The sequence below is a fragment of the Emticicia agri genome (genome assembly GCF_004168285.1).
GTDB lineage: Bacteria > Bacteroidota > Bacteroidia > Cytophagales > Spirosomataceae > Emticicia > Emticicia agri.
On sequence record NZ_SEWF01000013.1, the window covers coordinates 20,988 to 47,095 of the forward strand.

The window sequence follows — 26,108 nt, forward strand, 5'->3', positions numbered from 1 at the left end:
TTAAGAAAATTTAATATTTCTTATCGTCCGAGGTGTACCATCAGTACTGATATATCGGCGGGAGAAACTCCACTTATTCGTGAAGCTTGTCCTAATGTCTGCGGTTTCATCTTCTTTAATTTTTGTCTGGCTTCAATAGAAATTGAGGTGAGTTTGTCGTAATCAATAGTAGATACTATATTGAGGTTTTCCAGCTTCGCCATTTTCTCTGCCATTAATAATTCTTTCTCAATATAACTTTCGTATTTCACATGTATTACCGCTTGCTCCAATACCTCCTCATCATAACTATCCATATAGGTTTTTATTTCATCGCTAAGGTTTTTTATATCACCTAATTCTATTTCCGGTCTTTTCAAAATACTGTAATAGGATGATTTTTCTCTTAATCCGGCCGATTCTATTGATTCAAGAAAACCATTCGCCTGGTCTGGAGATATTTTCATTTCTTTCAATGCCTTTACCAGTTTTTCTGACTCCTCTCTTTTCTGAATCATTCTATCTAAACGACCCTGAGAAGCCAAGCCTAAATCATATCCTTTTTGGGTAAGGCGTATATCGGCATTGTCTTGTCTTAGAAGTGTTCGAAACTCTGCTCTTGAAGTAAACATACGATAAGGCTCTTCTGTACCTTTATTTACCAAGTCGTCTATTAGTACGCCGATATATGCTTCATTACGTTTCAAGATAAAAGCCTCTTTTTCTTTTACTTTATTATGTGCATTGATACCTGCTACCAATCCTTGACAAGCCGCCTCTTCATATCCCGTTGTTCCGTTGATTTGTCCGGCAAAGAAAAGGTTTTCAATCAGATGCGTTTCTAAAGTCAGTTTAAGTTGGGTTGGAGGAAAAAAGTCGTATTCTATGGCATATCCCGGTCTGAACATCTTGGCATTTTTAAAGCCTGGTATTAACCGTAATGCTTCATACTGAATATCTTCAGGCAAAGAGGTTGAGAAACCATTGATGTACATTTCAACGGTATTCCACCCTTCTGGTTCCACAAATATCTGGTGACGGTCTTTGTCGGCAAATCGGTTAATTTTATCTTCTACTGATGGGCAGTAACGAGGCCCTAAGCCTTTGATTCTGCCACTAAACATCGGAGACCTGTCAAAGCCTTTTCTGAGTGTTTGGTGTACCTGTTCATTGGTATAGGTTACATAACAACTTCTTTGTTTAGTTAATCTTGGGGTATCTGTATAAGAGAACTTTTCAGGATTTTCATCTCCTTTTTGTTCTTCCATTTCATTCCAGTCTAACGACCTTCCATCTACTCTTGGCGGTGTTCCGGTTTTCATCCTCCCGGATTCGAATCCTAACTCTATCAGTTGTTCGGTGATTCCATAGGCTGCTTTCTCCCCTGTTCTACCACCGCCAAAGGTTTTCTCTCCTATATGTATCTTCCCGTTCAGGAATGTACCATTGGTTAACACTACTGCCTTGCCTTTGATTTCAACGCCCATTGATGTTTTCACACCTATTACCCTTTTATCTTCTACAAGCACGCCAGTAGCCATATCTTGCCAAATATCAAGATTTGGGATACTTTCCAACGTATCTCTCCATTCTTGTGCAAATAGCATTCTATCACTTTGGCATCTTGGGCTCCACATGGCAGGTCCTTTTGAGCGATTTAACATTCTGAACTGAATCATAGTCTTGTCACTAATGATTCCTGAATGGCCGCCTAAAGCGTCTATTTCACGAACTATTTGTCCTTTTGCTACGCCCCCCATTGCCGGGTTACACGACATCTGCGCAATGGTTTGCATATTCATTGTTATCAATAGTGTAGATGAGCCCATAGTGGCTGCTGCAGATGCTGCTTCGCATCCGGCGTGTCCTGCCCCTACTACTATGACATCATATTCTGGAAACATTGTTTAAAATTGTTTATGGTTCCACGTGAAACTTTTGGTTTGTGAAAATTGATTGTGTTCCACGTGAAACAGAAATTTGTTATAAACTTTCGGATAAAAATCTTCCAAACTCAGGCATCGTAAAAAATATAAAACGATGAAAACTGAAAGAAGGTTCTCTGATAAAATAAAAAAAGGACGCTCATTAGAACGCCCTTACAAATTTACGAATAAATACAGTTACTTAATTTTTCTGAAATAATTATCAGTTTGTTTCTTATAGAATGGAGTATAATTAGGCGGAACTGTTCTAATTAACTCCACTTGTTTCACTTTCTCCTGTAAGAATTTCTCCATAGATGGCGGAGCCTGACGATTAAACTGCTGTGCTGTACGAGACTGACGTGTTGGGTCTTCTTCCTGTTGTTTAATAGCTTTCTCTGCTTCGAGCAAACGAGTCTGCAATTCTTTTGTGCGTTTCATCAGCTCAGGATTTACACGTTTGTTCACAAGGTCGGTTTCATTCTCATCCATTTTCTTTTCCAACTCTTTCAGTTCATTGCCCAACTTCTTGCCTGCTTCAGTACCTTTTAAGTCTTCCTGCAATTGCTGAATCATCTTGCGGAGTTTCGCTTGTTCCTGTGCTAATCGAGCAGCTTCTTCCGACATCTGTCTGCCCGACTTATTCCCCTGCCCCATTTTCTCCATGCCTTCATTCAGTTTCTGTTGCATTTCACCTAAAGGCATTTCAGAAGGTTTTTTGCCTTTCTTTCCTTTTTTGCCACTACCCGGCATAGCATTCGCCATCATTTGTTGCATCTGGTTAAAAGTGTCGCTCAACATCAAAGCAAGGTTATTAATGGAGGTCATGGCAAATTGCTGTTTAGCTGAGGCTACATTCAATTTTCTTTCTTTAATAAACTTCACACTTTCGTCCATTGAGTTACGCATAGAAGTAACTTCTTTCGTAATAAACGATTGTATCTGTAATACACGTTTAGCCAACGAATAAAGACTATCCTCGATGATTTTAGCATCATCCTGTAGCTTTAACTGGTCTTGCGAAAGTTTCACGAATCTTGGGTCTGAAACCGTCATATTTCTGAAGTCTTTCATTAAGCCCTCCTGGTCGAAAGAAAGTTTCACAAGGTTCTCTAAAATAGCCCTTAAAGCATCAATATCCTCATCCATTTCTTTCATCTCCTGGCTCTGCATAGATTCAGACATTTGTTGAGCCATCTGCTTCATTTTATTAGCCGCTTTCTTTTGGCTTTTAGAGGCCGAATTCTTCTGGTTCTGGTCTAATTGTTTCTCTGCATTCTTCTGCTCTTTCGAAATCTCTTCCTGATCTTCTTTCTGAGGGTCTAAGTCTTTCTTGAGGTCTTTACTCAATTGCTCAATATCTTTCATTTTCTCCTTCATCTCCTCAAACTCCTTTGTAAGCTTTTCCTGCTCTTTCTTCAGTTCGTCACTCTTCTCTTTATTACCCTCCTGATTCTGGTCTTTATTATCCTTGGAATCGTCTTTTTTACCGTCCTTAGAGTCTTCTTTCTTACCATCTTTAGATTCATCCTTTTTACCGTCTTTAGAGTCGTCTTTTTTGCCATCTTTATTCTGATCTTTATTTTCATCAGATTTATCCTTTTCCTTACCAGCCTGCTCTTTTTCTTTCTCTTGCTCTTTATCCTTGTTGGCAGGGTCCTTTTCTTTCTCTTTATTCAACTGTTCTTGTTTTTGAGTTTCATCGCCTAACTTATCTTGTTTTTCGGCCAGTTTCTCCAATTCTTTTGCAGTCTTTTCTACCTTTTGTTGCAATTGTAATTGTTTAAAGAGTTTCAACGTACGGTCAATCTCTTTGTCCATGTTACGCTCTTTGTTTTTCAACTTCTCTAATTGTTCAATGGTCTTTTCATCCATATCCTTATCAAGGAGTTTTTTCAACTCTTCATACATCTTATTGGTTTCATCGTTCATCAACTCATTCATCAGTTTTTTCAACTGTTGCATTTTCTCCTGCAACTCGGGGCTTTGTTGCTGGAAACGATTAGCCTTCTCCTGCATCTGGTCGAACTGCTCTTGTAAGGTCTTTAGTTCATTATTCAATTCGTCACGTTTGCGAATTAATTCTTCCAATTGTTTCTTCTCCTGAAAATCTAAATCCTTTTTACTCTTTAGACGGTTTTCAATATTATTCAGTTCTGTTTTTAACTTTTTCGATTTCTCATTCAGTTTCTCCAGCATATCTTCTGTTTTCTCAGTCGCTTTTTCAATTTCAGCATCATACATTCGGGCTGATGGCAATGCAAGCGTCATAGTAGGCGTTTTGGTGCTTTTCGAGCCATTTACGCCATCATTGTCCCACAGTTGCAGATAATACTCTACTTTATCGCCCGGATTCAACTGTAAGTCTGCTAAAGGCATCTGATAATAAAAGCTTTGAGATACCTGTGAACGATTAAAGGCTACATCAGCAGAAGCAAATGGCTGATTCTGATTATTGTCTCTGATAGCCTTATAGAAAAGCTTGAATTGAGACAAGCCATAATCATCAGTAATATTTCCACCTAATACTATGTAGTTAAACAAGGTAGAGTCTTTTAATTGCTCTAACAGAATTTGTGGGTAGCGGTCAGGGATTACATTGATATAAAAATCAACGTTTTCACGGTTACTGCTAAATTCATTTTTAAGATGTATCTGGTAAGAAGAAGAATTTTTAAGACGTTTGGCATAAGAAAAATTATCTCCGAATCCATCTTTGGCTAATACTTTACCTTCATTATCAAAACTTAGATACAAAGAGTCAGTATTAACAGCCTTGAAATTCCATTGAACAGTTGTTCCTTCAGGTACTACAAGGTTACCCACATTGTTAAATGCTTCGTTAGCTTTATTCAGGTAAGAAGGATAGTTTAAGCCTACATCAAAAGAAAGTAAGTTAGGGCGACTGATTAACTCCAGTTCAAAAGCATTAGATGTAAAGCCAGAAGCTAAAAAATGAAAATCAACGGCATTCTGCACTTTTGAGAAAGTGAAAGAATAAGTCTTGTTATCAGCCGAATTCATCTTGAACTTCCTGTCATTGGCTACCAAATATACTGCTTCCGGTACAGCATTACCAATGAGTTTAAGATTGAGTATAAAATCTTCATTTTTTACTGCTTTTAGCTCTTCATTAGTAATCTGAAATTTAAAAGGAGCTTCTTCAGCGAAGTCTTTCTGGAAGTACACGATTCTTTCAGTACTGTTTTTGAAAAACTTCGGTGAAACCGCCGCAATCAATAATACTAATACCAAAGGAGGTATAGCGTATTTCAGGTACTTCTTGTTTTCACTGAATTTAATGGCATCAGCAAAACGAACAAATTTTAAATCCTGTGATTTCTGGTTGATACTTGCCTGTAACAAGGCATTTTCTTTTTCAGAGAACTGGGCTAATTGAAGCGTGTTTAATAGCCTGTCCCCTACCTCTGGAAAAAATTTTCCAATTTCGTTTGCTGCTTTTTCATAAGTAAGTGGTTCATTAAAATGCAAAAGGTATAGGATAGGTTTAATCACCCAGAAAACAAGTGAGTAAAGCACTACGCCTATAAATGCAAAAAGTAAAGTACCTCTGATAACAGAGCTAAAACGGCCAAAATACTCAATGGTGTTGAGTAAAAGAAAAGATGATAATAATAAAGCCAAAGTAAACAAAGAACCTTTGATAAGCAGGTTTTTGTAGTACTGACGTTTGTATTCGTCAATCTTCTCAAAAAGAGCTTTAACTGAACTTGACATGATTTTATAAAAGATTAAGGATTTTCAAAGGAAAAAACCTGGTAAGAAATAGTTTAAGTGAAACATTATAAATTAAAAACACCTTCTTTCTGCTATAGTAAATAGAAACATATGGCTGTGGAACACTATTGAAAATTTACGTTTGAGTAAACTTTAAAAACTTATCCGGTAGAAACCTATTCTACCGATAACTCATAAGCCTTTATAGAATACTATTCTAAATTTAACAGAAAGACATTATAATTACTGAAACAACTCGTTATAATCATTTATTTTATCGACCAAAACTCGCAATCAGACTTAGTTCTTTGGTTTTTAAGCAAACTCCAGACAAAGTTCTATCGGACAGTGGTCAGAGAAATATACTTCCGGATAAATGGCGGCACTCTTTAAATGAAGTTGTAATGATTTAGAAGCAAAATGGTAATCGATACGCCAGCCTAAGTTCTTTGCACGAGCTCCCAATCTTAACGACCACCAGGTATAATGATGAGGAGTTTGATTAAAAAACCTGAAAGTATCAATATATCCACTATCAAGAAACCTGCCAACCCATGCCCTTTCTTCGGGTAAAAAGCCTGACGATTTTGCATTTGCCTTCGGGTTATGGATATCTATCTCCTGATGACAGATGTTTACATCACCACTCAATACAAGGTTGGGTATGGTTTTACTGAGTTTTTCAATATAAACGAAAAAATCTTCAACGAATTTCATTTTAATACCCTGACGTTCGTCACCTGACGTACCTGAGGGAAAATAAGTACAAACAAGGGAAAATTTCTCAAAATCGGCACGTATCATTCTTCCCTCAAAATCATATTCTTTAATTCCCATACCATATGCTACATGCAAAGGTTTTACTTTACTGAGAATTGCCACCCCACTATATCCACGCTTCTGGGCGGGGTACCAATAACAGTGATAACCCATTTCTTCAAATTTATGACTCACTAATTCGGTTTCAGAAAGTTTAATTTCCTGAAGACAGATAGCATCAGGCTGGTGGGTTTCAAGCCAGGTTAATAGCCCTTTATTGATGGCGGCACGAATGCCATTTACATTGTAGCTGATAATTTTCATATATGTAGTCCGACTTCTTTTCTGAAATATTCTATAACAAAGTGTTTCAATAGTTTTTCCTGTGATAATAGATCAAAGTTAGGTAAAGGGTTAATCATTTTCCAATGAGGCCAGCCTTCTTCATCTTTACCTTCTAACTCATAATAACCACCATAACTCAGCACCTTGCAGATAGCAATGTGCATTAAATCCTGTTTTTCTTCTTTTGAGAAAAACTTCTTCCCCTGCCCCAATTCCTGTACGCCAATAATGAATAATACACCATTCAGATCCACAGGTTTCTTTCCGAGATTTTGTTTCAGAAACAGTAATAATGTTTGCCAGTTTTCTTTTAATTTGTCTTCTTCTACCATTAGCTGTTTTAATATCTATATACAAACTTAATGAAAGCATATGAAATGGTTTAATCATTTAATAGATATAATCTATCCGAAAACGTGCGAAGCCTGTAGAGAACCACTTTTAGGAGGAGAAAAACTGATTTGTACGCAATGCCTCATTAGTTTACCGAGAACAAATACGCACCTGAATCCTGATGAACTAATACAAAGAAGATTCTGGGGTAAAATTGCTGTTTCACATACATTAGCTTATCTCAGGTTTTCAAAGAAAAGCAAGGTACAACATTTGTTACATCAGCTAAAATATAAAAATAAACCAGAGTTGGGCAGCTTTTTAGGCGAGTTATATGGAACAGATTTAAAGGCAACAGGTTTCGATAAAAAGATAGATTTAATTATCGGCGTACCGCTTCACAGGCAGAAAGAAAAACAAAGAGGTTATAATCAGGCTAATTGTATTGCCGAAGGGCTTTCAAAGGCATTAGAAGTGCCTTACGACCCTACTCTTGTCAAGAAAGTACTCAATACTGCAACACAGACCCGAAAGAGTCGTTTTGAACGCTTTATGAATGTGAAAGACGCTTTTGAAATAGTTGACAAAGAAAAAATAAAAGGTAAGCGTATAGCTATTGTAGATGATGTTTTAACCACAGGCGCAACCATTGAAGCATTTGCCGGAACTTTATTAGAAAATGGCTGTACAGATGTTTCTGTGATAACCATTGCTATTGCAGATTGATGGTCAGAGAATTATCTGCTTGCCAAAAATGTGAAACTCTTTATCAAACAAAAAACCCTCTCAACTGAAAGGGTCTTTCTATAAACTAAGATTTTATATACCTTATAGTTTACGTTTACCTTTAGGCCCAATGGCAATCATGGCACAACGGAAACCGATAGTTGCTGTTGCCGAATCCTGGTCTAAGTAACGACGAGTACCAGGTGATAACCAGTAAGCTACATCATTCCATGAACCACCTTTGTAAACACGTAGTTTATTGTCTATTAAAGAGTTAAACCCTTTTTTATCGTATAAACTTTCTTCATCCAAATAATCGCTGCGACGAATCGGGTTCAAATCGTTTACGTCCTGAAATGAATTCGGACGATATACGTCCCAAACCCACTCATTTACGTTTCCAGCCATATTATAAAGACCAAAGTCATTAGCAGGAAACTCATACACTTCCATAGTAATAATACCACCGTCGTTCTGATGTCCGGCAATACCGGCGAAGTCACCACGACCACGTTTGAAGTTAGCTAACATCGTTCCTTTTTGTCCACCTTTAGGTTTACGCATAGAAGAACCATCCCAAGGATAAATACGCTGACTTGACTGATTTTCATCCATATATTGTGTACCAATCATGGCTTTAGCAGCATATTCCCATTCAGCTTCTGTTGGAAGACGATATCCGGGTAATACATTACCTGTTTCGATAGCTAAACGACCCCCGGTTTTAGCTTGTGGTGCTTCGGTAGTCGGTGCACTTCTGTCTTTTTTAGACGTTTTAGCTTTAGGACCAAAACGAACAGCCATTTCACCATTAACAGCGGCAGTTCTCCATTTACAGTAATCTGATGCCTGTACCCATGAAACACCAACTACAGGATACATCCTGAAACCAGGGTAGCGAAGGTATTGCTCAGTAAACTGGTCATTAAATGATAGTTTATTTACCCAAACCAAAGTGTCTGGTAGTGCTGATTCATAAAATTCTTGCGACGAATCCTTTTGAATACCATGTAAATACTCGAGCCAGTGTAGATTAGTAATTTCCGTTTCATCCATATAGAACGAAGAAACAGTTACAGTTCTTTCAAGGTTATCACGTGAATAGGTTACATCCTCTTCCACAGTTCCCATTGTAAAACGTCCACCCTCAATATATACAAGGTTTGGACCAGCCGGCTGACCTTTAAAGGCGTTTACCTGAAAACCATCAGCTTGTGCAGCTTGTCCTTTTTTAGGTTTTTTACCTTTATTGTCTTTAGAATAGGCAATTCCGGTAGCAGTACTATTGCGACCCGGATCGATACTCGTTCTTTTTTTGCTCGAACAGCCACTCAGGATAAGCGCAAAAGCCAACGCACCCGTAATCGAACTAAAAAGTAATCTTTTCATTTTCGGAATGATTTTTGTTAATAGAATTCGTTTTGCAAAAATAGGTTATTTGATGTAAATATCTTAATGTACTAAGAATCAATAATTTAAGAAAGACTATCTTTCCCGACAAATCCACTCAATAATTTATCTAAATCGTCAATGCTTTGTAAATTTTCTACAGTAAGAAGAAGTTTAGATTTAATTTCCTTTAGCGAGCATCTTTTTGGATTATTTTTAATATAATCAAGAATTCTGCCAAACTTATCTGCCTGAAAATATTCTGTTTTCTCTGAAGAAACGAAAAAGCATTTTAGGATATTGTTTTTTAAAGTTAATTTTTCAAAACCTAATTGTTCTGCTTTCCATCTGATTCTCACCATTTTAACTAAATTTTCTACTTCTTGCGGCATTGGGCCAAATCGGTCGATGATAGATTTCTGAAACTCTTGTAGTTCTGCTTCTTTCTCTATATTATCTAACTGATTATACAACGAGAGCCTTTCTGAAATATTACTGACATAGTTTTCAGGAATAATAATCTGCAAATCAGTTTCAATCTGGCAGTCAGGCAGGTGTAAATCTATGGCAGCTGCCGTCATTTCTTTCATAAATAAGTCCTTAAACTCATTTTCTTTCAGTTCCTGTACTGCCTCATCTAAAATCTTATGATAAGTTTCATACCCTAAGTCATTAATAAAGCCACTTTGCTCTGAACCTAAAAGGTTTCCAGCCCCTCTGATGTCAAGGTCTCTCATGGATACCTTGAAGCCATCGCCCAAATCAGAAAACTCTTCTAAGGTTTGTAAACGCTTACGCCCATCGCTTGATAAAACAGAAGTTGGTGGTGTAAGCAGATAACAGAATGCTTTACGATTTGAACGGCCTACCCTACCACGCATCTGGTGTAAATCAGACATGCCAAAGTTTTGTGCCTGATTAATAATAATAGTATTGGCATTAGGTATATCAAGCCCTGACTCAATAATGTTCGTTGAAACCAATACATCATAATCACCTTCAATAAATTTCATCATTACTTTCTCTAACCTGTCACCCTCCATTTGTCCATGTGCAATACCTATCTTTGCATCTGGTACCAACCTTAATATAATATTGGCAATTGACTCAATGTCGTTTACCCGATTATGCACAAAATACACCTGACCGCCTCGCTTTAATTCGTAGCTGATAGCATCTCTGATGAACTCTTCTTTAAATATGTGTACTTCAGTCGTAACAGGTTGGCGATTGGGTGGAGGTGTAGAAATAACAGATAAATCGCGCGCACCCATCAGCGAGAAATGTAATGTTCGTGGAATCGGGGTAGCTGTCAATGTCAGTACATCTACATTCAGCTTCATTTCTTTCAATCGGTCTTTAGCCTTTACCCCAAACTTCTGCTCTTCGTCAATAATCAACAACCCTAAATCCTTAAACTCAATGTCTTTATTTAATATACGATGTGTACCTATCAGTATATCTATTCTGCCCTCTTTCAGTTTCTTTAGCGTTTCATTAATCTCTTTGGTGCTTCTGAAGCGGCTTATCTCATCCACATTAACCGGGAGTTTAGATAATCGTTCGGCAAAAGTTTTATGATGTTGCATAGCCAGAATAGTGGTAGGTACCAAAACGGCTACCTGCTTACTATCTGCTACTGCTTTAAAAGCTGCCCGAATGGCTACCTCCGTTTTTCCAAAACCTACATCGCCACATACCAGTCTGTCCATAGGGTACGCTTTTTCCATATCATCTTTTACATCGTTGGTAGCTTTAGCCTGGTCGGGGGTATCTTCATAAAAGAAAGAGGACTCCAATTCGGCCTGCATAAAACCATCTCTTGAAAAAGCAAAGCCAGGAGCCATACGGCGTTTGGCATACAAACCAATCAGTTCTTTGGCAATGTCTTTTACTTGTCGCTTGACCCTTGATTTTTTATTCTCCCACTCGGCTGAACCTAACTTACTCATCACCGGAGGTGCGCCCTCTTTACCTGAGTATTTGGCTATCTTATGTAAGGAGTGAATATTCACCAATAGAATGTCATTGTCCCGATAAATTAATCTTACGGCTTCTTGTTCTTTATCACCAACCATTACTTTTTCCAACCCTGCAAAACGCCCGATACCATAATCGATATGTGTTACAAAATCACCTGTCTGTAAGGCTCTCAACTCTTTCATGGTTAAGGCTTTCGACTTGCTGAATTTGTCTCTGACCTTGAAACGATGGTAACGGTCAAATATCTGATGGTCGGTATAAAAAGCTACTTTGGTTTGCTCATCAATAAATCCTCCACGCAAAGACATTTGTAAAGAATTGAATTTGGTGAAAGGGTCAATCTCTTCAAAGATAGCATTGAGGCGGCTCAACTGCTTAACCGACTCAGCCGAGATAATGGTAGTAAAATGCTTCGACTGGTTTTCTTTAATATTATCAATCAGCCGTTTGAAGTCTTTATTAAATGACGGTTGACTTTTACTTTGAAAGATTACTTTTTCGGAATCTTTGTAATAATTTTTTGTGCCGAATTCGATGATTTTAAATTTCTTGAGTTCGTTCTGAAAACCCCTACGTGTTTCAAAAAGCGCATCTGGCGATTCAATGACCTGAATGCCTCCACTTCTACTAACTATCTGCTGGAAATGTTGCTCAACAACGTTAAAACATTCCTCTATAACCTCAAAACAGAAAGATGCGTCTTTTATCCATATATTACTCGTATTGCGAATAAAATTAAAAAAAGTCTCACGTCTTTCCTCTATTAATTTGTTCTGAACGTCGGGTATAATGTTAATTTGGTTAACCGTTTGCATAGATAACTGCGACTCTGGGTTAAACAAACGTATACTGTCTATCTCATCGCCGAAAAGTTCTATACGATACGGATATTCCGAAGCATAAGAGAAGATATCGACGATACCCCCACGAATAGAAAATTGTCCGGGCTCGTAAACAAAGTCAGCTTTTTCAAAATCATAGCCAATGAGCAACTCTGAAATAAAATTGATGTCGAAGTTCTCGCCGACCTTTACCTGAAGAGTATTGGCAATGAGTGATTTCTTGTTAATCACCTTTTCTGATAATGCCTCCGGATAAGTTACAATCATCAGATTGGCCTTATCATTATTCAATTGATTAAGGATTTCTGCCCTCTGAAGCACATTTGCATTATCAATTTCCTCATATTGATAAGGTTTTTTATAAGACATCGGAAAAAGAAATACATTTTCTTCTCCTAAGAGATTCTGCAAGTCGTTGTAAAAATAGGCAGCGTCTTCCTTATCGTTTAATATAAAAAGATTATGCTGTGGATTAATCTGATAGTTGACACTCGCAAAAATGGCATCTAAACTTCCGCTGAATCCTTTGAGTTGTATGGCTGTATTTGCCTTTACGCTCTCAATAGCTGCACAAACAAAGCTATCTTCACTGTAAATTTTTAATAAGTCTTTTACTTCCACCTTTCAGAATTTTATAAATAAGAAAGGGACGCAGAATGATATCCTGCGTCCTGAATTTTACTACAAATTTAAAAAATAAACCCGAATTTGATTTTTCGGGGTATTAATACTTTGTTAATTTACCTCTAAAAGTCAATTTTTAGGGTATCTTATATCGTATTTTGTTAAATATTAGATTTTATAGCGAATATTTAAATTATTGCGATTCAATGATGCTAATTAGGTTTTTAAGCTCTGTATGCCGCTCCGGCGTTGATTCCGGGTAACTCATATTTAACATTTTAAGCTCATGTACAATGGCCTTCGCTACTATCAGCCGCATATTTTTCTTATCATCAGCCGGAATAATATACCAAGGACACTTATGGGTTGAGGTAGCATTAATCAAATCTTCATAGGCCTGTTGGTAGTCATTCCAGAAGCCTCTTTCCTTTACATCCTGCTCATCAAACTTCCAGTTTTTAGTTGAGTCTTGTATCCGCTCTATCAATCTTTCGGCCTGTTCTTCCTTCGAAACATTCAGAAAAAACTTCACCACTCTGATTCCGTTCCGATGCAAATAAGTTTCTAAATTGGTAATATCTTCATATCGATTCTTCCAGAGTTTATCCATATCGTCGGTCAACTCTACCGGAAGCCGCTGGTTTTGCGTGACAATTTCGGGGTGAACTTTTACCACCAGTACCTCTTCATAATACGAACGATTGAAAACGGTAATGGCTCCTCTTTGTGGTAGTTGTAACACCGTGCGCCAGAGAAAATCATGCTCTAATTCTATTTCAGTTGGCCGCTTAAAAGAATACACACTTAGTCCTTGTGGGTTCACACCAGAGAATACCGCTTTCAGAGTACCATCTTTTCCGGCTGCATCCATTGCCTGAAAAATCACTAAAAGACCATATCGGTTATGCGCATACATCATACTTTGAAGTTCGTCCATCTGATTGTTCAGATCGGCTAAAGAATTTTCATACTCTTCTTTGTCTTCATACAAATCTTTAATTTTGGTTTTGGTATCACTAATAGAAAATTTCCCGCTTCCGTCAAATTTGAAATCTTCGATGTCAATTTTTTTCATAAGGTGTTTAAATTTTAAGGCAAGGAATTAAAAATGTAAAGAGTGTAAGTCTGCTATAGATGTCTGATATTTTATATAGAAACAATTTTTGTGAATCATAGTTTTCATTAATCCATTAAATATTCACACCAAGCCCTGCTTTCACTTTGTCCATTACTACATGGGTATAAAATTGTTTTACATCCGGGTTATCCATCAGATACTTTTTAGAGAAATTCTCATAGTGCTTCATGTCTTTGGTATTAACAATAATTACAAAATCATAAGCTCCGGTTACATAATAGCATTGGGTAACTTCATGGCAGTCTGAAATAAGAGATTTAAAAGTGTCAACTACTTTTGAACTTCCTACATGTAATGTTACATCAACAATGCAGGTAATACTGATTCCGACAGCATGTGGAGAAATAACAGAGATGTCGGCCTCTATTACTTTTTCTTCCCTCAACTTCTTTAGTCTTCTTTGCACAGCACTCGTACTAAGGTTTATCATCTGCCCTAATTCCTCGGCTGTTATTCTGTTATTTTTCTGAAGCTGACTCAGAATTTTTTTGTCGCACTCATCCAGCTCTTGCATAATTTACCTGTTTAACGTTTTAAATGTAATTAATTTGTGCGTTCAGGTAATGAAATTTAATCAAAAAATATACCTGACAAGCCTTAATTTTGCAGCGTGTAATAAAAGTACTTGCTATTTTTTACACGTATAATTATGTAAAGCTATTTTAAAATTAAAAGAAAAATGAAAACGCTAATTACAATTATTGCGCTGTGCGCAAGTACTGCCTATGCCCAGCAGGCAACCTCTCAGGCTAATACTTCTACGGTTGAGACCGCAACAAAATCATTAGATAATTTTATAGAGGATAAAGTAAAAGAGTCTGGTATGGTTGGACTTGGAGCGGCTATTATAGTCAATAAAGAAGTAGTATGGATGAAAGGTTATGGGTATGCTGATAAGGAAAGCAATAAGCCTTTTACAACAAATACAATCATGAACATTGGCTCTATCAGCAAAACTTTTACAGGAGTAGCACTGATGCGTGCCGTTGAAGAAAAGAAACTTTCGCTCGATGAAGACATTAATCAATACTTGCCTTTCAAAGTAATTAATCCATATTGCCCAAATGAGAAAATTACTTTAAGACATCTGGCTACACACACATCCGGCATTGCAGATGCTTATCCTACTTACGATAGTGTCTATCATTATGGCGGCGACTCTCCTGTACAATTGGGTAGTTTCTTAAAAAGCTATTTCGAGCCGGGTGGCAAGTTTTATTCAAAAGAAAATTTTCTGAACCATAAGCCAGGTACATACAGAGAATACTCGAATATTGGTGCAGGTCTTGCCGGATATATTGTTGAAATTGTAACAGGTAAAAAATTGAATGTATATACCAAACAGCATATTTTCAAACCGCTGAAAATGAATAATACTGGTTGGTTTTTCTCCGAGATAAACCTGGCTAATCATTCAAAATTATATGACAAAACAACAGATAAACTTAAGCCAATAGAATTGTATGGAGAAATCACTTACCCCGATGGTAGTGTTCGTACATCGGTTTCAGAGTTGTCAAAGTTCTTTATTGCCTTACTTAATGAAGGGCAGTACAAAGGAGTAAGGCTTTTAAAGAAAGCATCAGTAGATGAAATGTTAAGATTCCATTACACGATAGATAATAAACCGGAGAACATAGAATTGAATGAAAAGAATGCCGGAATATTCTGGTCTACCAAGATGAATACAACACGAATTGGCCATGGAGGTTCTGACCCCGGAGTAAAAACCGAAATGCTTGCAGACTTATCGAAAGAAGTAGCCGTTATTATATTTACGAATACGGCATTACCAAATAAAGAGATGGGAAAATACTTTTACGGTATTTATGATGAACTTCATAAGACGGGTGAGAAAATAAAAGACGCACTCACAAAACCTTAATAGTTTCGGGAACTCAATTTTGTTAGAAGATTAAACGATGCTTAAACAACAAATGAGTTGTGAATGAATAGATTTGAATATGGTTGATAAGTAGTATGTTTGTATTTACAAAAAGCTATTTATTGACCATCTTTTATTTAAGCAAACTCAAACCGTTAATAATTCGTTTATTCAATAAAACGTTCAATCAAGAAACTTTGTTAAACAAATGAAGATACAATCAATTATTTTAATGGGAATAGCTATTGGAGTTATTACCTTATCAGGATACAAATTCAACAAAAAAGAAACGATAATGAATCAAGAAACAGAACAAGATAAAGCTGTTGCCACATTCGGGGCAGGGTGCTTCTGGTGTGTAGAAGCAGTGTTCCAAAGATTAGAAGGGGTTACTAAAGTGGAGTCGGGATATATGGGTGGCGCGAGTAAGAACCCAACCTATAAAGAAGTATGTACAGGAATGACCGGGCATGTAGAAGTTGCACAAATTACGTATAACCCTCAGAAAATATCTTTTGAAGAATTACTCGAAGTTTTCTGGAAAACCCATGACCCTACCACTTTGAACCGTCAGGGTAATGATGTAGGAACACAATACCGCTCGGTGGTTTTCTACCATGACGATAAACAAAAAGCATTAGCAGAAAAATATAAAGGCGAGTTAAACACAGCAGGAATTTTCAACTCCCCTATTGTAACAGCCATTGAGCCTGCTCAGACATTTTACAAAGCTGAAAACTACCACCAGGATTATTACAATCTGAACGGCTCACAACCTTATTGCCAGTTGGTAGTAAGACCTAAAGTAGAAAAATTTGAAAAAGTATTTAAAGATAAATTGGCGAAGAAGAATCAATAGTCTTTCTTGAGACTGATATTTAAGAACTCTTCCTGTCTTTGATGATGGGAAGAGTTTTTTGTTTTAATAATCAATTAGGTTTCTTTATTTTCTTCTTGACTGGTGACTTTAACCATCAGCAGTTACTCAGATTTTCATAAATCATAAGAGTAAATAGTTTTACACTTTATAAATAGTAATGGCTCATTGCTTGTAAAATCCTATTGGATTTTGGCGAAGTACAACTTCGCCCCACAGACTAATTTAGGCATTCAATAACTTCAAAAGACTAACAATTGCGAAAACAACAGAAATAAATGGTATTTTTCTTAGAAAGAAGCTAATTTTGCACCCGAATTTTAGTGATAAGTACTTAGCTATCAATATCAAAGCTAAAACTTAGGGCTAAAAGATAAACAATTTTATACTTTTCATTTCAAAAAATCATGTCTGCATTAGTTGAAACAGCGAACCTACTCGCTGACAGAATCAATGCGTTGGAAGAATCAGCCACGCTTGGTATGTCGAAAAAATCGCGCGAATTAGCCGCGCAGGGGCACAAAGTCATTAACTTATCTGTTGGAGAGCCAGATTTTAAAACTCCAAAGCATATTTGTGATGCTGCCAAGGCAGCTATCGACAACGGTTTCCACCACTACACACCAGTAGCCGGTATTCCAGAACTCCGCAAGGCAATTGCAGACAAGCTCAAGCGCGAAAATAATCTGGATTGGAAGCCTGAAAATATTGTTGTTTCTACAGGAGCAAAACATTCATTAGCAAACGTAATACAATGTTTAGTAAATCCGGGCGACGAGGTAGTAATTCTTGCGCCCTACTGGGTGAGCTACTCTGAAATGGTAAAGTTGGCAGAAGGTAAATCTGTAATTGTTGAGGGTTCTTTTGAAAATGATTTCAAAGTAACACCTGAGCAATTAGAAGCAGCTATTACAGACCGCACCAAAGTAGTAATGTATGCCTCACCAAACAACCCGACCGGGTCGGTATATAGTGAAGCAGAACTAAGAGCTTTAGCCAAAGTAATCGGGTATCACGAAAACGTTTTTGTATTGGCTGATGAAATCTACGAATACATTAACTTTACAGAGGAAGGACATTTCAGTATCGGCTCTATTCCTGAAATTAAAGACAGAGTAATTACAGTGAATGGTTTTGCTAAAGGCTTTGCCATGACAGGCTGGCGTTTAGGTTTCATTGCTGCTGCCAAATGGATAGCTGACGGTGTAGAGAAACTACAAGGCCAGGTAACTTCTGGTACAAGCTCTATATCGCAACGTGGGGCAGTAGTGGCATGGGAAGACATGTCGGCACCTGAAATGATGAAGTTAGCTTACCTGCGCCGTAGAGATTTAGTGATTAAATTATTAAGAGATATTCCGGGCGTGAAAGTAAATGTACCTGATGGCGCATTCTATGCTTTTCCTGATATTAGTTTTTACTTCGGAAAATCAGATGGGAATGTAATTATCAAAGATGCAGACCAACTATGTATGTGGTTATTAGAAACCGCACATGTAGCTATGGTAGGTGGTGGTTCTTTCGGAGCACCAAACTGTTTGAGAATTTCAACGGCTGCTTCTGACGAAGCATTAATAGAAGCAATGAACCGAGTAAAAGCAGCTTTGGCTACGCTTAATTAATATTCCTCAATGAGCTGAAAATAGCACCTTTATGCCGGGTGCTATTTTCTTTTATTTTTCATTGAAAAGTATAATACTTTTTAAAAGTAAATTTTTACTCAATAAAATTAATCTAAATAGTTTCTTATTTCCGGAACTCAAAAACCACTCCGAAAGTCCATCTGAAATCATTGTTTTTGCGACCGCTTACTACTACACTTTCATAGGAATTTTCAATAGTGCTTCTGATACCAGTACGTTTGGTAATCTGGTACCGGACACTCAAATTACCATTCCATCGGAAATTTTTCTCTGTGATAGCTGGTTGAAGAAATAAGATATGCGATATATAAAGTTTGCCCTCGTTGAGTGTATACTCTCCAAAGAAGCGGGTAGAGTTACGCCATAGGTTTTTATCAGGAAGATCTGTATTATTAATAAAGTCAGTCCATTCATATAAAAGCACATTCGTAATAGACAAATAGTAAACGCCCTTATCTATCAATTTGTAACCGACCCCTCCTGCTGCTATTAAACGGTTTCCTATTTTTCGAAGGTTACTTCTTTCAAAAGAACCAAAGGCCAGATAGTAAAATCTGTTCTCGGGTAAAACAGTCGTTCGGAAATCAGCAAAAATCTCCCGTTCATTTAATAGCTTATTTTGCTGACCATAAATAAAAGATGGACTACTCGAAAATTTCAGAACCTTACTTAAATTCCAGTCGATACCTGAAGCTAATTGCATAAAGGCTCGATTGATGTTACCCGAAGTATAAGTTCCATCGGCCGATAACCTGAACTTGAATTTAGCGGGTGAATCATCTTTTGGTTCTTCTTCCTTTTTTTCCTCTTCTTCACCTTCCTGTTCTTCTTCCGTAGTACTACTGTCAGGAGACATCTGAACAGGCGGAAGATTTTCAGGCTTAAGGGTATCCGGGTCTGTAGTCTGGGCTTTCACGGTTACGCTTAATAAAGAAAAAAATAAGATTAGCAATTTTAGTTTCATAGGTGTTCGCTTATTTATAAATTTCGCAAAAATTGCATTATCTTTTTGATTTTGCTAAACAAGCAGTCAATTAAAGTGTTAATGCAAATATGGAATCCATACAAAACGCTGATAAGTAATTATCAAAAAATAAAAATAAACAATGGAGGTGGCTAAGTATCTTTCAGTAATTTTTGCAAGCATGATAAAATTTTTCGGCGGGCCTTTAACAGGTCTGGCTCTGAAAATTACATGGGTAGAAACTGCCATTTGCTCGGTAGTAGGCATGATGATAACCGTGGCGTTGATTACGTTTTTTGGCAATTATATTCAAACGTTTTTTACGAGGATTTTTCAACGGGGCAGCGAACCTAAGAAAAAGAAAAAATTTACCCGCTCTAACAGATTAGCTGTAAGAGTAAGAAGAAAGTTTGGCCTGATGGGTATTTCTTTCTTAACGCCGATACTCTTTAGCCCTATAGGCGGAGCAATTTTAGCTTTAGCATTCAGGTATCATAAAAGAGATATTATGTTAAATATGCTTTTAAGTGCCTGTGTATGGGGCATTATCCAAAGTCTGTTTCTTTACTATGCAAAAGACTTTTTTTTCTAAGCAACCATACATGGTTGAAAGTCGTAATTGTACAGACAGTAAAATCCTGAGTTATGTATATAAGACTATTATTTTTCCGGCTCATCTTATAGCTTCACAACCCGAATCCTTTTCAAGACAGTACCTGCTTTGTTGATTTCTAAAATGTAACTTCCGGCTATAATATTAGTATTGCTTAAATTAATATAAGCTACATTATTGATCAGTTTAATACGTTCTTTATTGATAGGTATTTTCTTCCCTCCATTCGTGTGCATCACAAATTCAAGCGCATTAAAATCTTCTTCTAAAGGTAATCTGACATTACAGATATTTTCAAAAGGGTTTGGATAGACTACCCAGTCAGTAATAATATTTTGTGATGAATCGGTAGAGTATTTAACTGTAAACTGAACTGTTTTAAAAGTAATCAAAGTATCTCTCTGATAAGCATTTGCTTTTAGGGTATAAGTACCCACAGGGAACTCTAACCCTCTGCCCTCTCCGAATAAATTATAAGGGGGGCGGTCAGAAATACGTTTGAATTGATAGGGGCCTGTCAGTTCAAAATGAAAGTTCACCGAATCTAAATTACAGCGGGCAAGTACATTCAGTTTTTCTGGCAGGTCTTTTAAGTACAATGTCCGGTTATTGGTTAATAACCCCCACCCTTCTATCGGTACATCAAAGTAATCGGCCTTAATGAGTTCAAAATCAATAGCCGGAGGAATACTCTCTATATACATTTGCGATTCAAGACTCGCTCCTTTATTATCATAAATTTTTAGTTTGATTCTGGTTTTTCCGAGCGACGGTGCTTTACCATAAAAACTAAATTCAAACTTATTAAAGTTTACCCAGTTAGGTGCTTCAGTTATTTCAATGTAAGCAATGTATCCATCGGGGTCTATATAAAGGTTTTCGGGTATTCTGAAAATAAAAGGTTGGTTCACAACTATCTGCTGTGTAAAGTCTTTGAAGTTTTCAATCGGTACTTCGTTAGGCCCTGCCTGTACAGGCGGTTTCGGTGGGTCCGGAACTACCGGGCCTGGTCCGGGACCCGGGTCAGGGTCCGGTCCGGGGTCAGGAATATCGGGCAATGGATTATCGATTACCTGCTTATCATGTACCAGATCTTCATCGTAGATAATCTTTATTTTCTTCTTCCCATTTTCCGACCTTATCCGCCAGTCTTCCACTACTGCTTCTCGGTTATCAATCAACTGCGAAAGGCGGTATTTCATCGAGTCTGCAAATACTATCGGGGGGGTGGGTTTATCCATCCAGTAAACACCCTCCTGCACTGCAGGTAATATTTTCTCAACATCTTTGCCGTTGTCGTAATCAGTATAAAGCAGCACTACCTCACACCCATATTCAATGGCACGGTCTACGTAGTTTCTTAATGCTTCAGGCGTAGAGAGGTCGAAGTGGGCAATCTCGGTATAATATTTTTGCCCTGGTCTTAGGTTACTGATTACTAAATCAGCCTGAATCCCATCTCCTTGAAAAGCATCTACAGAGGTCTTGATAATATCTGCTTTTTCTGTCAGGTTCTTAAACGCAAAAGTCCCTCTTTGTAAAGATAGGTTATCGGCTATTCCGCCAAACTCACAAGCCACTTTATACGATGGGTCAACAGACTTCACGGCATCGGTCATCTGGTCGATATGGCTTTTGAGCAACTGATGTCTGAATAAATACCAGTCTTTTCCCCGCAGCCCTCTGAAAGAGTCTTTAGGGTTAAACCAGTTTACATAGGGTTCTATATCTAAAAACTGCTTATAATTGGTTCCCCAATAACTGTTTAGGGTACGTATGGTCTGATACTTGGTTCTTCCCCATTCTTTCCATTTAATCATCGACCATTTAGAGTGGTCGAAAACGGCAAAATAAGACGGATTGGGATACTGCTGATTTTCATAGGCATAGCCTAACTCTTGTTGTGGCGTATTTACAACCGATATAAAAAGTATCTGCCCACGTGCCTGTAAGTCCTTGTATCGTTGGCATACCTCCTTTACAAAACCAGCCGCTTTGGCAATAGAAGGCTGGTGTGCAAAGCTGAAATGGTTGTTATCATAATAATGCGTCAGGGGTTTTCCCTTAAAATCTGTTACGGCCTCTTCTAAAGCCCAGAAGCCCGGCGTAAAGGCAATATGCCTACCTAAATGTATTCTTATAACAAGCTTTACTTTAAGGTTATTTACAACATGATTTATCTGGTTATCTATCTGTGCCCAATCACCTTTCGAATCAGCCTTGGGGTATATTCTGTCCCACATAACGGTCAAGGCTACCGCATTACACCCGGCTCCTACCATTTTGTTCATGGCACTGATGCCATGATTCATGGTTGCCTCTAAATTTAAAACACCATGAACAATATATCTTTTAGGAGGGGTCTGTGCAAATGAAGAGACCGATAAGTTAAATACTAAGAAAGCCAGTAAACAAAAGTAATGTGAAAGTCTGTTCATAAGTTTTATTTCATTTCGTAGTACACTTGTTCCAACTCAAATTCCTGGGTATATCCGGCACGACCTCTAACAATTTCCTGAATATTGATAGATTTTACACCCTTATTTCTGACAGAAGTAGAATCAAAGAATTGTTTTACATCTTGTACATTATCTATTTTAGAATTAATGATTAAGCCTTTTTCCAATAAAATAGATACACTATTGTAAGACGCCTTTTTTCCGTCTTCCGTTGTAATTGTTACAGCAAAATGGGGAGGTTGAAAAAACAAATTTAATAGTTTACCGAACCAGGTACGTGAAGTTTTTATTTTTAATACCATTAGTGTATTAACTGAACTATCCGCAGGAATGTTATAATCTTGTCCGAATCGTAATTTTTTGCGCTCGCTTTTGATGGGTTTCAGTGTTTTTGTTACGGGTTGTTTGGCTAATAATAAACGGTTATCCCAAATCTTTACAGGTTTATAATGCTGCAAAAGTGCCAGCAATGTCTGCGTTTCATCGCCCCAGGCATATTTATTATCCGTACTTTCAACCCCATAAATTACAAAATCAGGCGCACTGGCTGAAAGATATTTCTCCCGGTTTTTATTATCTAAAAACTCATTATAGGCCTGATAAGACTGAAGCGTAGGGCGAGGATTGTAATTAAGCCTGTTGAAATAAATTTCTGAAATTTCGTTCGGTACAATATCTACACTTTTATTGCCTATAGTATTAATCACATCATTCGGGTATGTTCTTTGAGGTTTATAATCAGGCTTGTAGGTGGAGAAGGCATCTCTAAAGTATTGAGGAAAAATATAAGTTTTTGTGCGTAGGTTATCAGGTATTGAAAAAGTAACCTTTCCAAAGATGGGTTGATAAAATATAAGATAAAAAACAATATTCAAGGCTACCAACACCCAACCGCCAACTCTGAGCCATAAGTTAGTAGCAAAAAAAGGTAAGAGTAAAAGGGGAAGGTTGGCCAGTTTAACAAAAGCCGTAATATGCCCATCATCAGCCCGGACAAAAGCGTATTTAACGAGAATGAAAGCTATGATTACACTACAACCCCATACAAAAAGATTATCGACCAATGGTAAACTCAACTTTCTGTACTGCATAAGATTTTTGACTGCGTATATTATTCCTAACGCAACCAATATAGCCCAGATAACAAAGGCAGCAATTACCAACCGGAGCCTGCTGTCGGGGAAAAGAGACTGTGCCTCGTTATAGCCACTGATTACTTTGATACTTGAATAAAAATATTGCAACAAATCTGTTTTAAGCAGTAGCGACAAAACCCATAAGACAAGCGCACTACTGATAATGTATAAGAGAAACTCTGTAAGCGAAAGACGTTTGGTAAAAAATGAATAAACAGTTAAGACCCCCACAAAGCCCAAACCAATGATGCCATAATTTGCCTTCACAAAAAAAGTAATAATACCCGCTAAAACAGCATAAGAGAGTAGCCAGTGGTTTTTTATTTGCAGAAATCGTATGCCCAAAAAGATAGACGAATAAAACAAAAGAAAATGCACCCACTCACCATACATGGAAGATACAAAAAAGAACACCACAAAATGAGCCACTAACTGATAAAGCCTGAGAGGTTTAGGCAATAATAGAAATAATAAAAGACCTATATTAGCGAAAAAGAAGAGGTCGAACAGGAAAAGTTCAAAGGGGTGCGTAATGATGGCAAACCGTTGTGTTAAGGTACCTAAAGGGCCATAAGTATAAATAATATCCTTCCCGAATGTCAGTCTTTTTTCTTTGGCTAATTCAAGGGCAATTCTCCACGAATTATCAATACCACCTGCCGGATTTTCATAAATCCGATAATAAGGAAATACTAAAATAATCAGCAATAAGACATACAAAAATTTTAACCAGAAACTGTGGATTTCCCACTTCAGAAATTTTACCATTACATTTTATACTTCAAGCCAATTGAAAGGATAGTTACGGGTAAAGAGAGCCTATAGTACAACAAAGGTAGATACACAACGCTAAAAAAAAAGGCTTTCAACCAAGGGTTGAAAGCCTCTATATAGATTAGTATCTATTTACATATCATTTAACTTGCTTTTATTGCGGCTATAAATGAAATAAACAACAAAGCCCAGTAACATCCAGCCAATAGCAAATTTTTGTGCCTTGCTATCAAGTAATGCCATCAAAGCAAAGTTGGTAACGATGCCTAATGGCCCGATAACATATACCATAGGGGTTTTAAATGGTCTTTCACGGTTTGGTTCTCTGTAACGCAAAATCAATACAGCTAAACATACCATAGCAAACGCAAACAGCGTACCAAAGCTCGTCATATCGCTTAATATACCGATAGGTGTGAACGAGGCTACTAAAGAAACTACTAAACCTACTAAAATTGTGCTTTTCCACGGTGTTTGCCATGTCTGATGAACTTCTTTAAAGAAATTAGGTAATAAACCATCTTTCGCCATTCCTAAGAATACACGGGTTTGGCCTAACATCATCACTAGCATTACCGAAATCAGACCGGCGGTTGCAGCAGCAGTAATAATAAATACAGCCCAGGGCTGGCCAACTTTATCAAAAGCCATGGCAACAGGTGCTTTCAGTGCATCACCGGTAATATCTTTATAATTCATCATACCCGTTAGTACCAACGATACAAGAATGTACAGAATAGTACAAATTAAAAGAGAGGCAATGATAGCAAATGGAATATCTTTTTTAGGATTAATGGCTTCGCCGGCAGAGGTAGAAACCACATCAAAACCAATATAAGCGAAGAAGATTGCAGCCGCACCACTAAAAATACCTTTCCAGCCGTAGGCTTCTTTGGCAATACCATCTTCATGCACTACCATTTCCGGTTGAGGGATAAAAGGCTCCCAGTTACTATAATTAACAAAGAAAGCACCTACAATAATCACAAATATAACGGCAGCTACTTTTAGAATCACAATAAGGTTATTGGTGTTAGCTGCTTCTTTAATACCTTTTACCAGAATCCAGGTTACTAACCAGGTGATAAGAAAAGCAGGCAAGTTAAGGGCAAATGAAGGTGCATCAAGCCCATTGGCTTGGGCATAAGTAGTAGCCGACCAAGGGTCGTTGCGTAGGTAAAAAGGAATATCTACACCAAATAAATGAACTAACTTATTGAAATAACCCGACCAACTCACAGCAACCGTCATAGCTCCCATCGCATATTCGAGAATCAAACCCCAACCAATAATCCATGCAAAAAGCTCACCGATTGTACCGTAAGCATAGGCATAAGCCGAGCCTTCAACCGGAAGCATAGAGGCAAACTCAGAATAGCAAAGGGCAGCAAATACACAGCCTATACCTGCTATAATAAATGAAAGTGCTAACGCCGGACCGGCATGGTAGTGAGCAGCAGTACCTGTTAATACAAATATACCCCCTCCGATAATACCACCAATCCCGATAGCGGTAAGACTCCACTTACCCATTATCCTTTTGAGTTGGTTATTCTTAATATCTGCTTCGTAAGCAGACATTGGCTTCTTACGCCAAATACTGTTTTCCATACGTCTTTTTAGAGTTGTTTTTGGTTTGTTTCGAATTATATTGCAATATACTGTAAAAAACACTTGATTTACCAAACCATTTAATCAAAAAACGAAATATTCTTTTATTTTTTGTCTTTTTACTTCAAAAAAGTAGTACGTATATTTATATATATGAAATATTATTTACCGGACTCATCTACCTTTCTATCTTTGTTCTTCATCAGGTCGAATATATAGCTCACTCATGATACCCTGATTAACAGTATCTTTTACCGGAATATGCGGTAAAACACATCATTAAATAAAATTTATTTTAATATAAGTTCTGAACTCCTTTAATTTGCTCCGGTTTAATGTTTTTATTGATTCAGGCATATACAAGT

17 protein-coding genes are annotated in these 26,108 nt (G+C 37.4%); 5 read left to right on the forward strand and 12 right to left on the reverse strand.

Features of this window, described 5'->3' with window-relative positions; translation table 11 throughout:
- Nucleotides 1-20: 20 nt before the first annotated feature.
- The 4 genes from mnmG to EWM59_RS10765 all read right to left on the reverse strand — a co-directional run bounded on the left by mnmG (nucleotide 21) and on the right by EWM59_RS10765 (nucleotide 7,078).
- A complete protein-coding gene (gene mnmG / locus EWM59_RS10750; RefSeq protein ID WP_130020976.1) occupies nucleotides 21-1,883 on the reverse strand; it encodes a tRNA uridine-5-carboxymethylaminomethyl(34) synthesis enzyme MnmG in 1,863 nt (620 codons plus the stop codon).
- Between the two features lie 219 nt (nucleotides 1,884-2,102).
- Nucleotides 2,103-5,642 carry a DUF4175 family protein gene (locus tag EWM59_RS10755; protein WP_130020977.1) on the reverse strand — a complete coding sequence of 1,180 codons (3,540 nt, stop codon included), beginning with the start codon at nucleotides 5,640-5,642 and terminating at the stop codon, nucleotides 2,103-2,105.
- A 315-nt stretch (nucleotides 5,643-5,957) separates the two neighbouring features.
- Nucleotides 5,958-6,725 carry an exodeoxyribonuclease III gene (locus EWM59_RS10760; protein ID WP_130020978.1) on the reverse strand — a complete coding sequence of 256 codons (768 nt, stop codon included), beginning with the start codon at nucleotides 6,723-6,725 and terminating at the stop codon, nucleotides 5,958-5,960.
- Complete coding sequence (locus EWM59_RS10765; RefSeq protein ID WP_130020979.1) at nucleotides 6,722-7,078, reverse strand: hypothetical protein; 357 nt, start codon at nucleotides 7,076-7,078, stop codon at nucleotides 6,722-6,724. Before EWM59_RS10765 ends, EWM59_RS10760 begins: the two co-directional genes overlap by 4 nt.
- Before the next feature lie 40 nt (nucleotides 7,079-7,118).
- On the opposite strand from EWM59_RS10765, the gene EWM59_RS10770 reads away from it, so the two are divergent.
- Nucleotides 7,119-7,805 carry a ComF family protein gene (locus EWM59_RS10770; RefSeq protein WP_130020980.1) on the forward strand — a complete coding sequence of 229 codons (687 nt, stop codon included), beginning with the start codon at nucleotides 7,119-7,121 and terminating at the stop codon, nucleotides 7,803-7,805.
- A gap of 102 nt (nucleotides 7,806-7,907) precedes the next feature.
- On the opposite strand, the gene gldJ is transcribed toward EWM59_RS10770, so the two are convergent.
- The 4 genes from gldJ to EWM59_RS10790 form a co-directional block, all read right to left on the reverse strand.
- A complete protein-coding gene (gene gldJ / locus EWM59_RS10775; RefSeq protein ID WP_130020981.1) occupies nucleotides 7,908-9,194 on the reverse strand; it encodes a gliding motility lipoprotein GldJ in 1,287 nt (428 codons plus the stop codon).
- Nucleotides 9,195-9,280: 86 nt separating this feature from the next.
- Complete coding sequence (gene mfd / locus EWM59_RS10780; protein WP_130020982.1) at nucleotides 9,281-12,640, reverse strand: transcription-repair coupling factor; 3,360 nt, start codon at nucleotides 12,638-12,640, stop codon at nucleotides 9,281-9,283.
- A 196-nt stretch (nucleotides 12,641-12,836) separates the two neighbouring features.
- Complete coding sequence (locus EWM59_RS10785) at nucleotides 12,837-13,718, reverse strand: polyphosphate kinase 2 family protein (RefSeq protein WP_130020983.1); 882 nt, start codon at nucleotides 13,716-13,718, stop codon at nucleotides 12,837-12,839.
- Between the two features lie 115 nt (nucleotides 13,719-13,833).
- The gene (locus EWM59_RS10790; protein WP_130020984.1) at nucleotides 13,834-14,295 is read right to left on the reverse strand and encodes an Lrp/AsnC family transcriptional regulator; all 462 of its coding nucleotides are present in this window, start codon (nucleotides 14,293-14,295) and stop codon (nucleotides 13,834-13,836) included.
- Nucleotides 14,296-14,460: 165 nt separating this feature from the next.
- Between EWM59_RS10790 and EWM59_RS10795 the strand changes: the two genes are divergently transcribed.
- From EWM59_RS10795 to EWM59_RS10805, 3 genes are all read left to right on the forward strand, one after another.
- Nucleotides 14,461-15,666, forward strand: coding sequence for a serine hydrolase domain-containing protein (locus EWM59_RS10795; protein ID WP_130020985.1), 1,206 nt, complete (start codon nucleotides 14,461-14,463; stop codon nucleotides 15,664-15,666).
- A gap of 295 nt (nucleotides 15,667-15,961) precedes the next feature.
- Entirely contained in the window at nucleotides 15,962-16,525 is a 564-nt protein-coding gene (gene msrA / locus EWM59_RS10800) for a peptide-methionine (S)-S-oxide reductase MsrA (protein ID WP_229239336.1), read from the forward strand.
- A gap of 425 nt (nucleotides 16,526-16,950) precedes the next feature.
- Nucleotides 16,951-18,165 (forward strand): pyridoxal phosphate-dependent aminotransferase, encoded by a 1,215-nt coding sequence (locus EWM59_RS10805; protein WP_130020987.1) that lies wholly within the window; start codon nucleotides 16,951-16,953, stop codon nucleotides 18,163-18,165.
- A 124-nt stretch (nucleotides 18,166-18,289) separates the two neighbouring features.
- Here the strand turns inward: EWM59_RS10805 and EWM59_RS10810 are convergent, their stop codons facing one another.
- On the reverse strand, nucleotides 18,290-19,150 hold the full coding sequence (locus EWM59_RS10810) for a DUF481 domain-containing protein (protein ID WP_130020988.1): 861 nt from the start codon (nucleotides 19,148-19,150) through the stop codon (nucleotides 18,290-18,292).
- Nucleotides 19,151-19,331: 181 nt separating this feature from the next.
- On the opposite strand from EWM59_RS10810, the gene EWM59_RS10815 reads away from it, so the two are divergent.
- Nucleotides 19,332-19,742: a small multi-drug export protein gene (locus EWM59_RS10815; RefSeq protein WP_229239337.1), complete on the forward strand. Its 411-nt coding sequence runs from the start codon at nucleotides 19,332-19,334 to the stop codon at nucleotides 19,740-19,742.
- 86 nt (nucleotides 19,743-19,828) lie between these two features.
- Here the strand turns inward: EWM59_RS10815 and EWM59_RS10820 are convergent, their stop codons facing one another.
- From EWM59_RS10820 to EWM59_RS10830, 3 genes are all read right to left on the reverse strand, one after another.
- A complete protein-coding gene (locus EWM59_RS10820) occupies nucleotides 19,829-22,201 on the reverse strand; it encodes a beta-galactosidase (RefSeq protein ID WP_130020990.1) in 2,373 nt (790 codons plus the stop codon).
- 5 nt (nucleotides 22,202-22,206) lie between these two features.
- Nucleotides 22,207-24,126 carry a hypothetical protein gene (locus EWM59_RS10825; RefSeq protein ID WP_130020991.1) on the reverse strand — a complete coding sequence of 640 codons (1,920 nt, stop codon included), beginning with the start codon at nucleotides 24,124-24,126 and terminating at the stop codon, nucleotides 22,207-22,209.
- A gap of 138 nt (nucleotides 24,127-24,264) precedes the next feature.
- Entirely contained in the window at nucleotides 24,265-25,743 is a 1,479-nt protein-coding gene (locus EWM59_RS10830; protein WP_130020992.1) for an APC family permease, read from the reverse strand.
- Nucleotides 25,744-26,108: the final 365 nt, after the last annotated feature.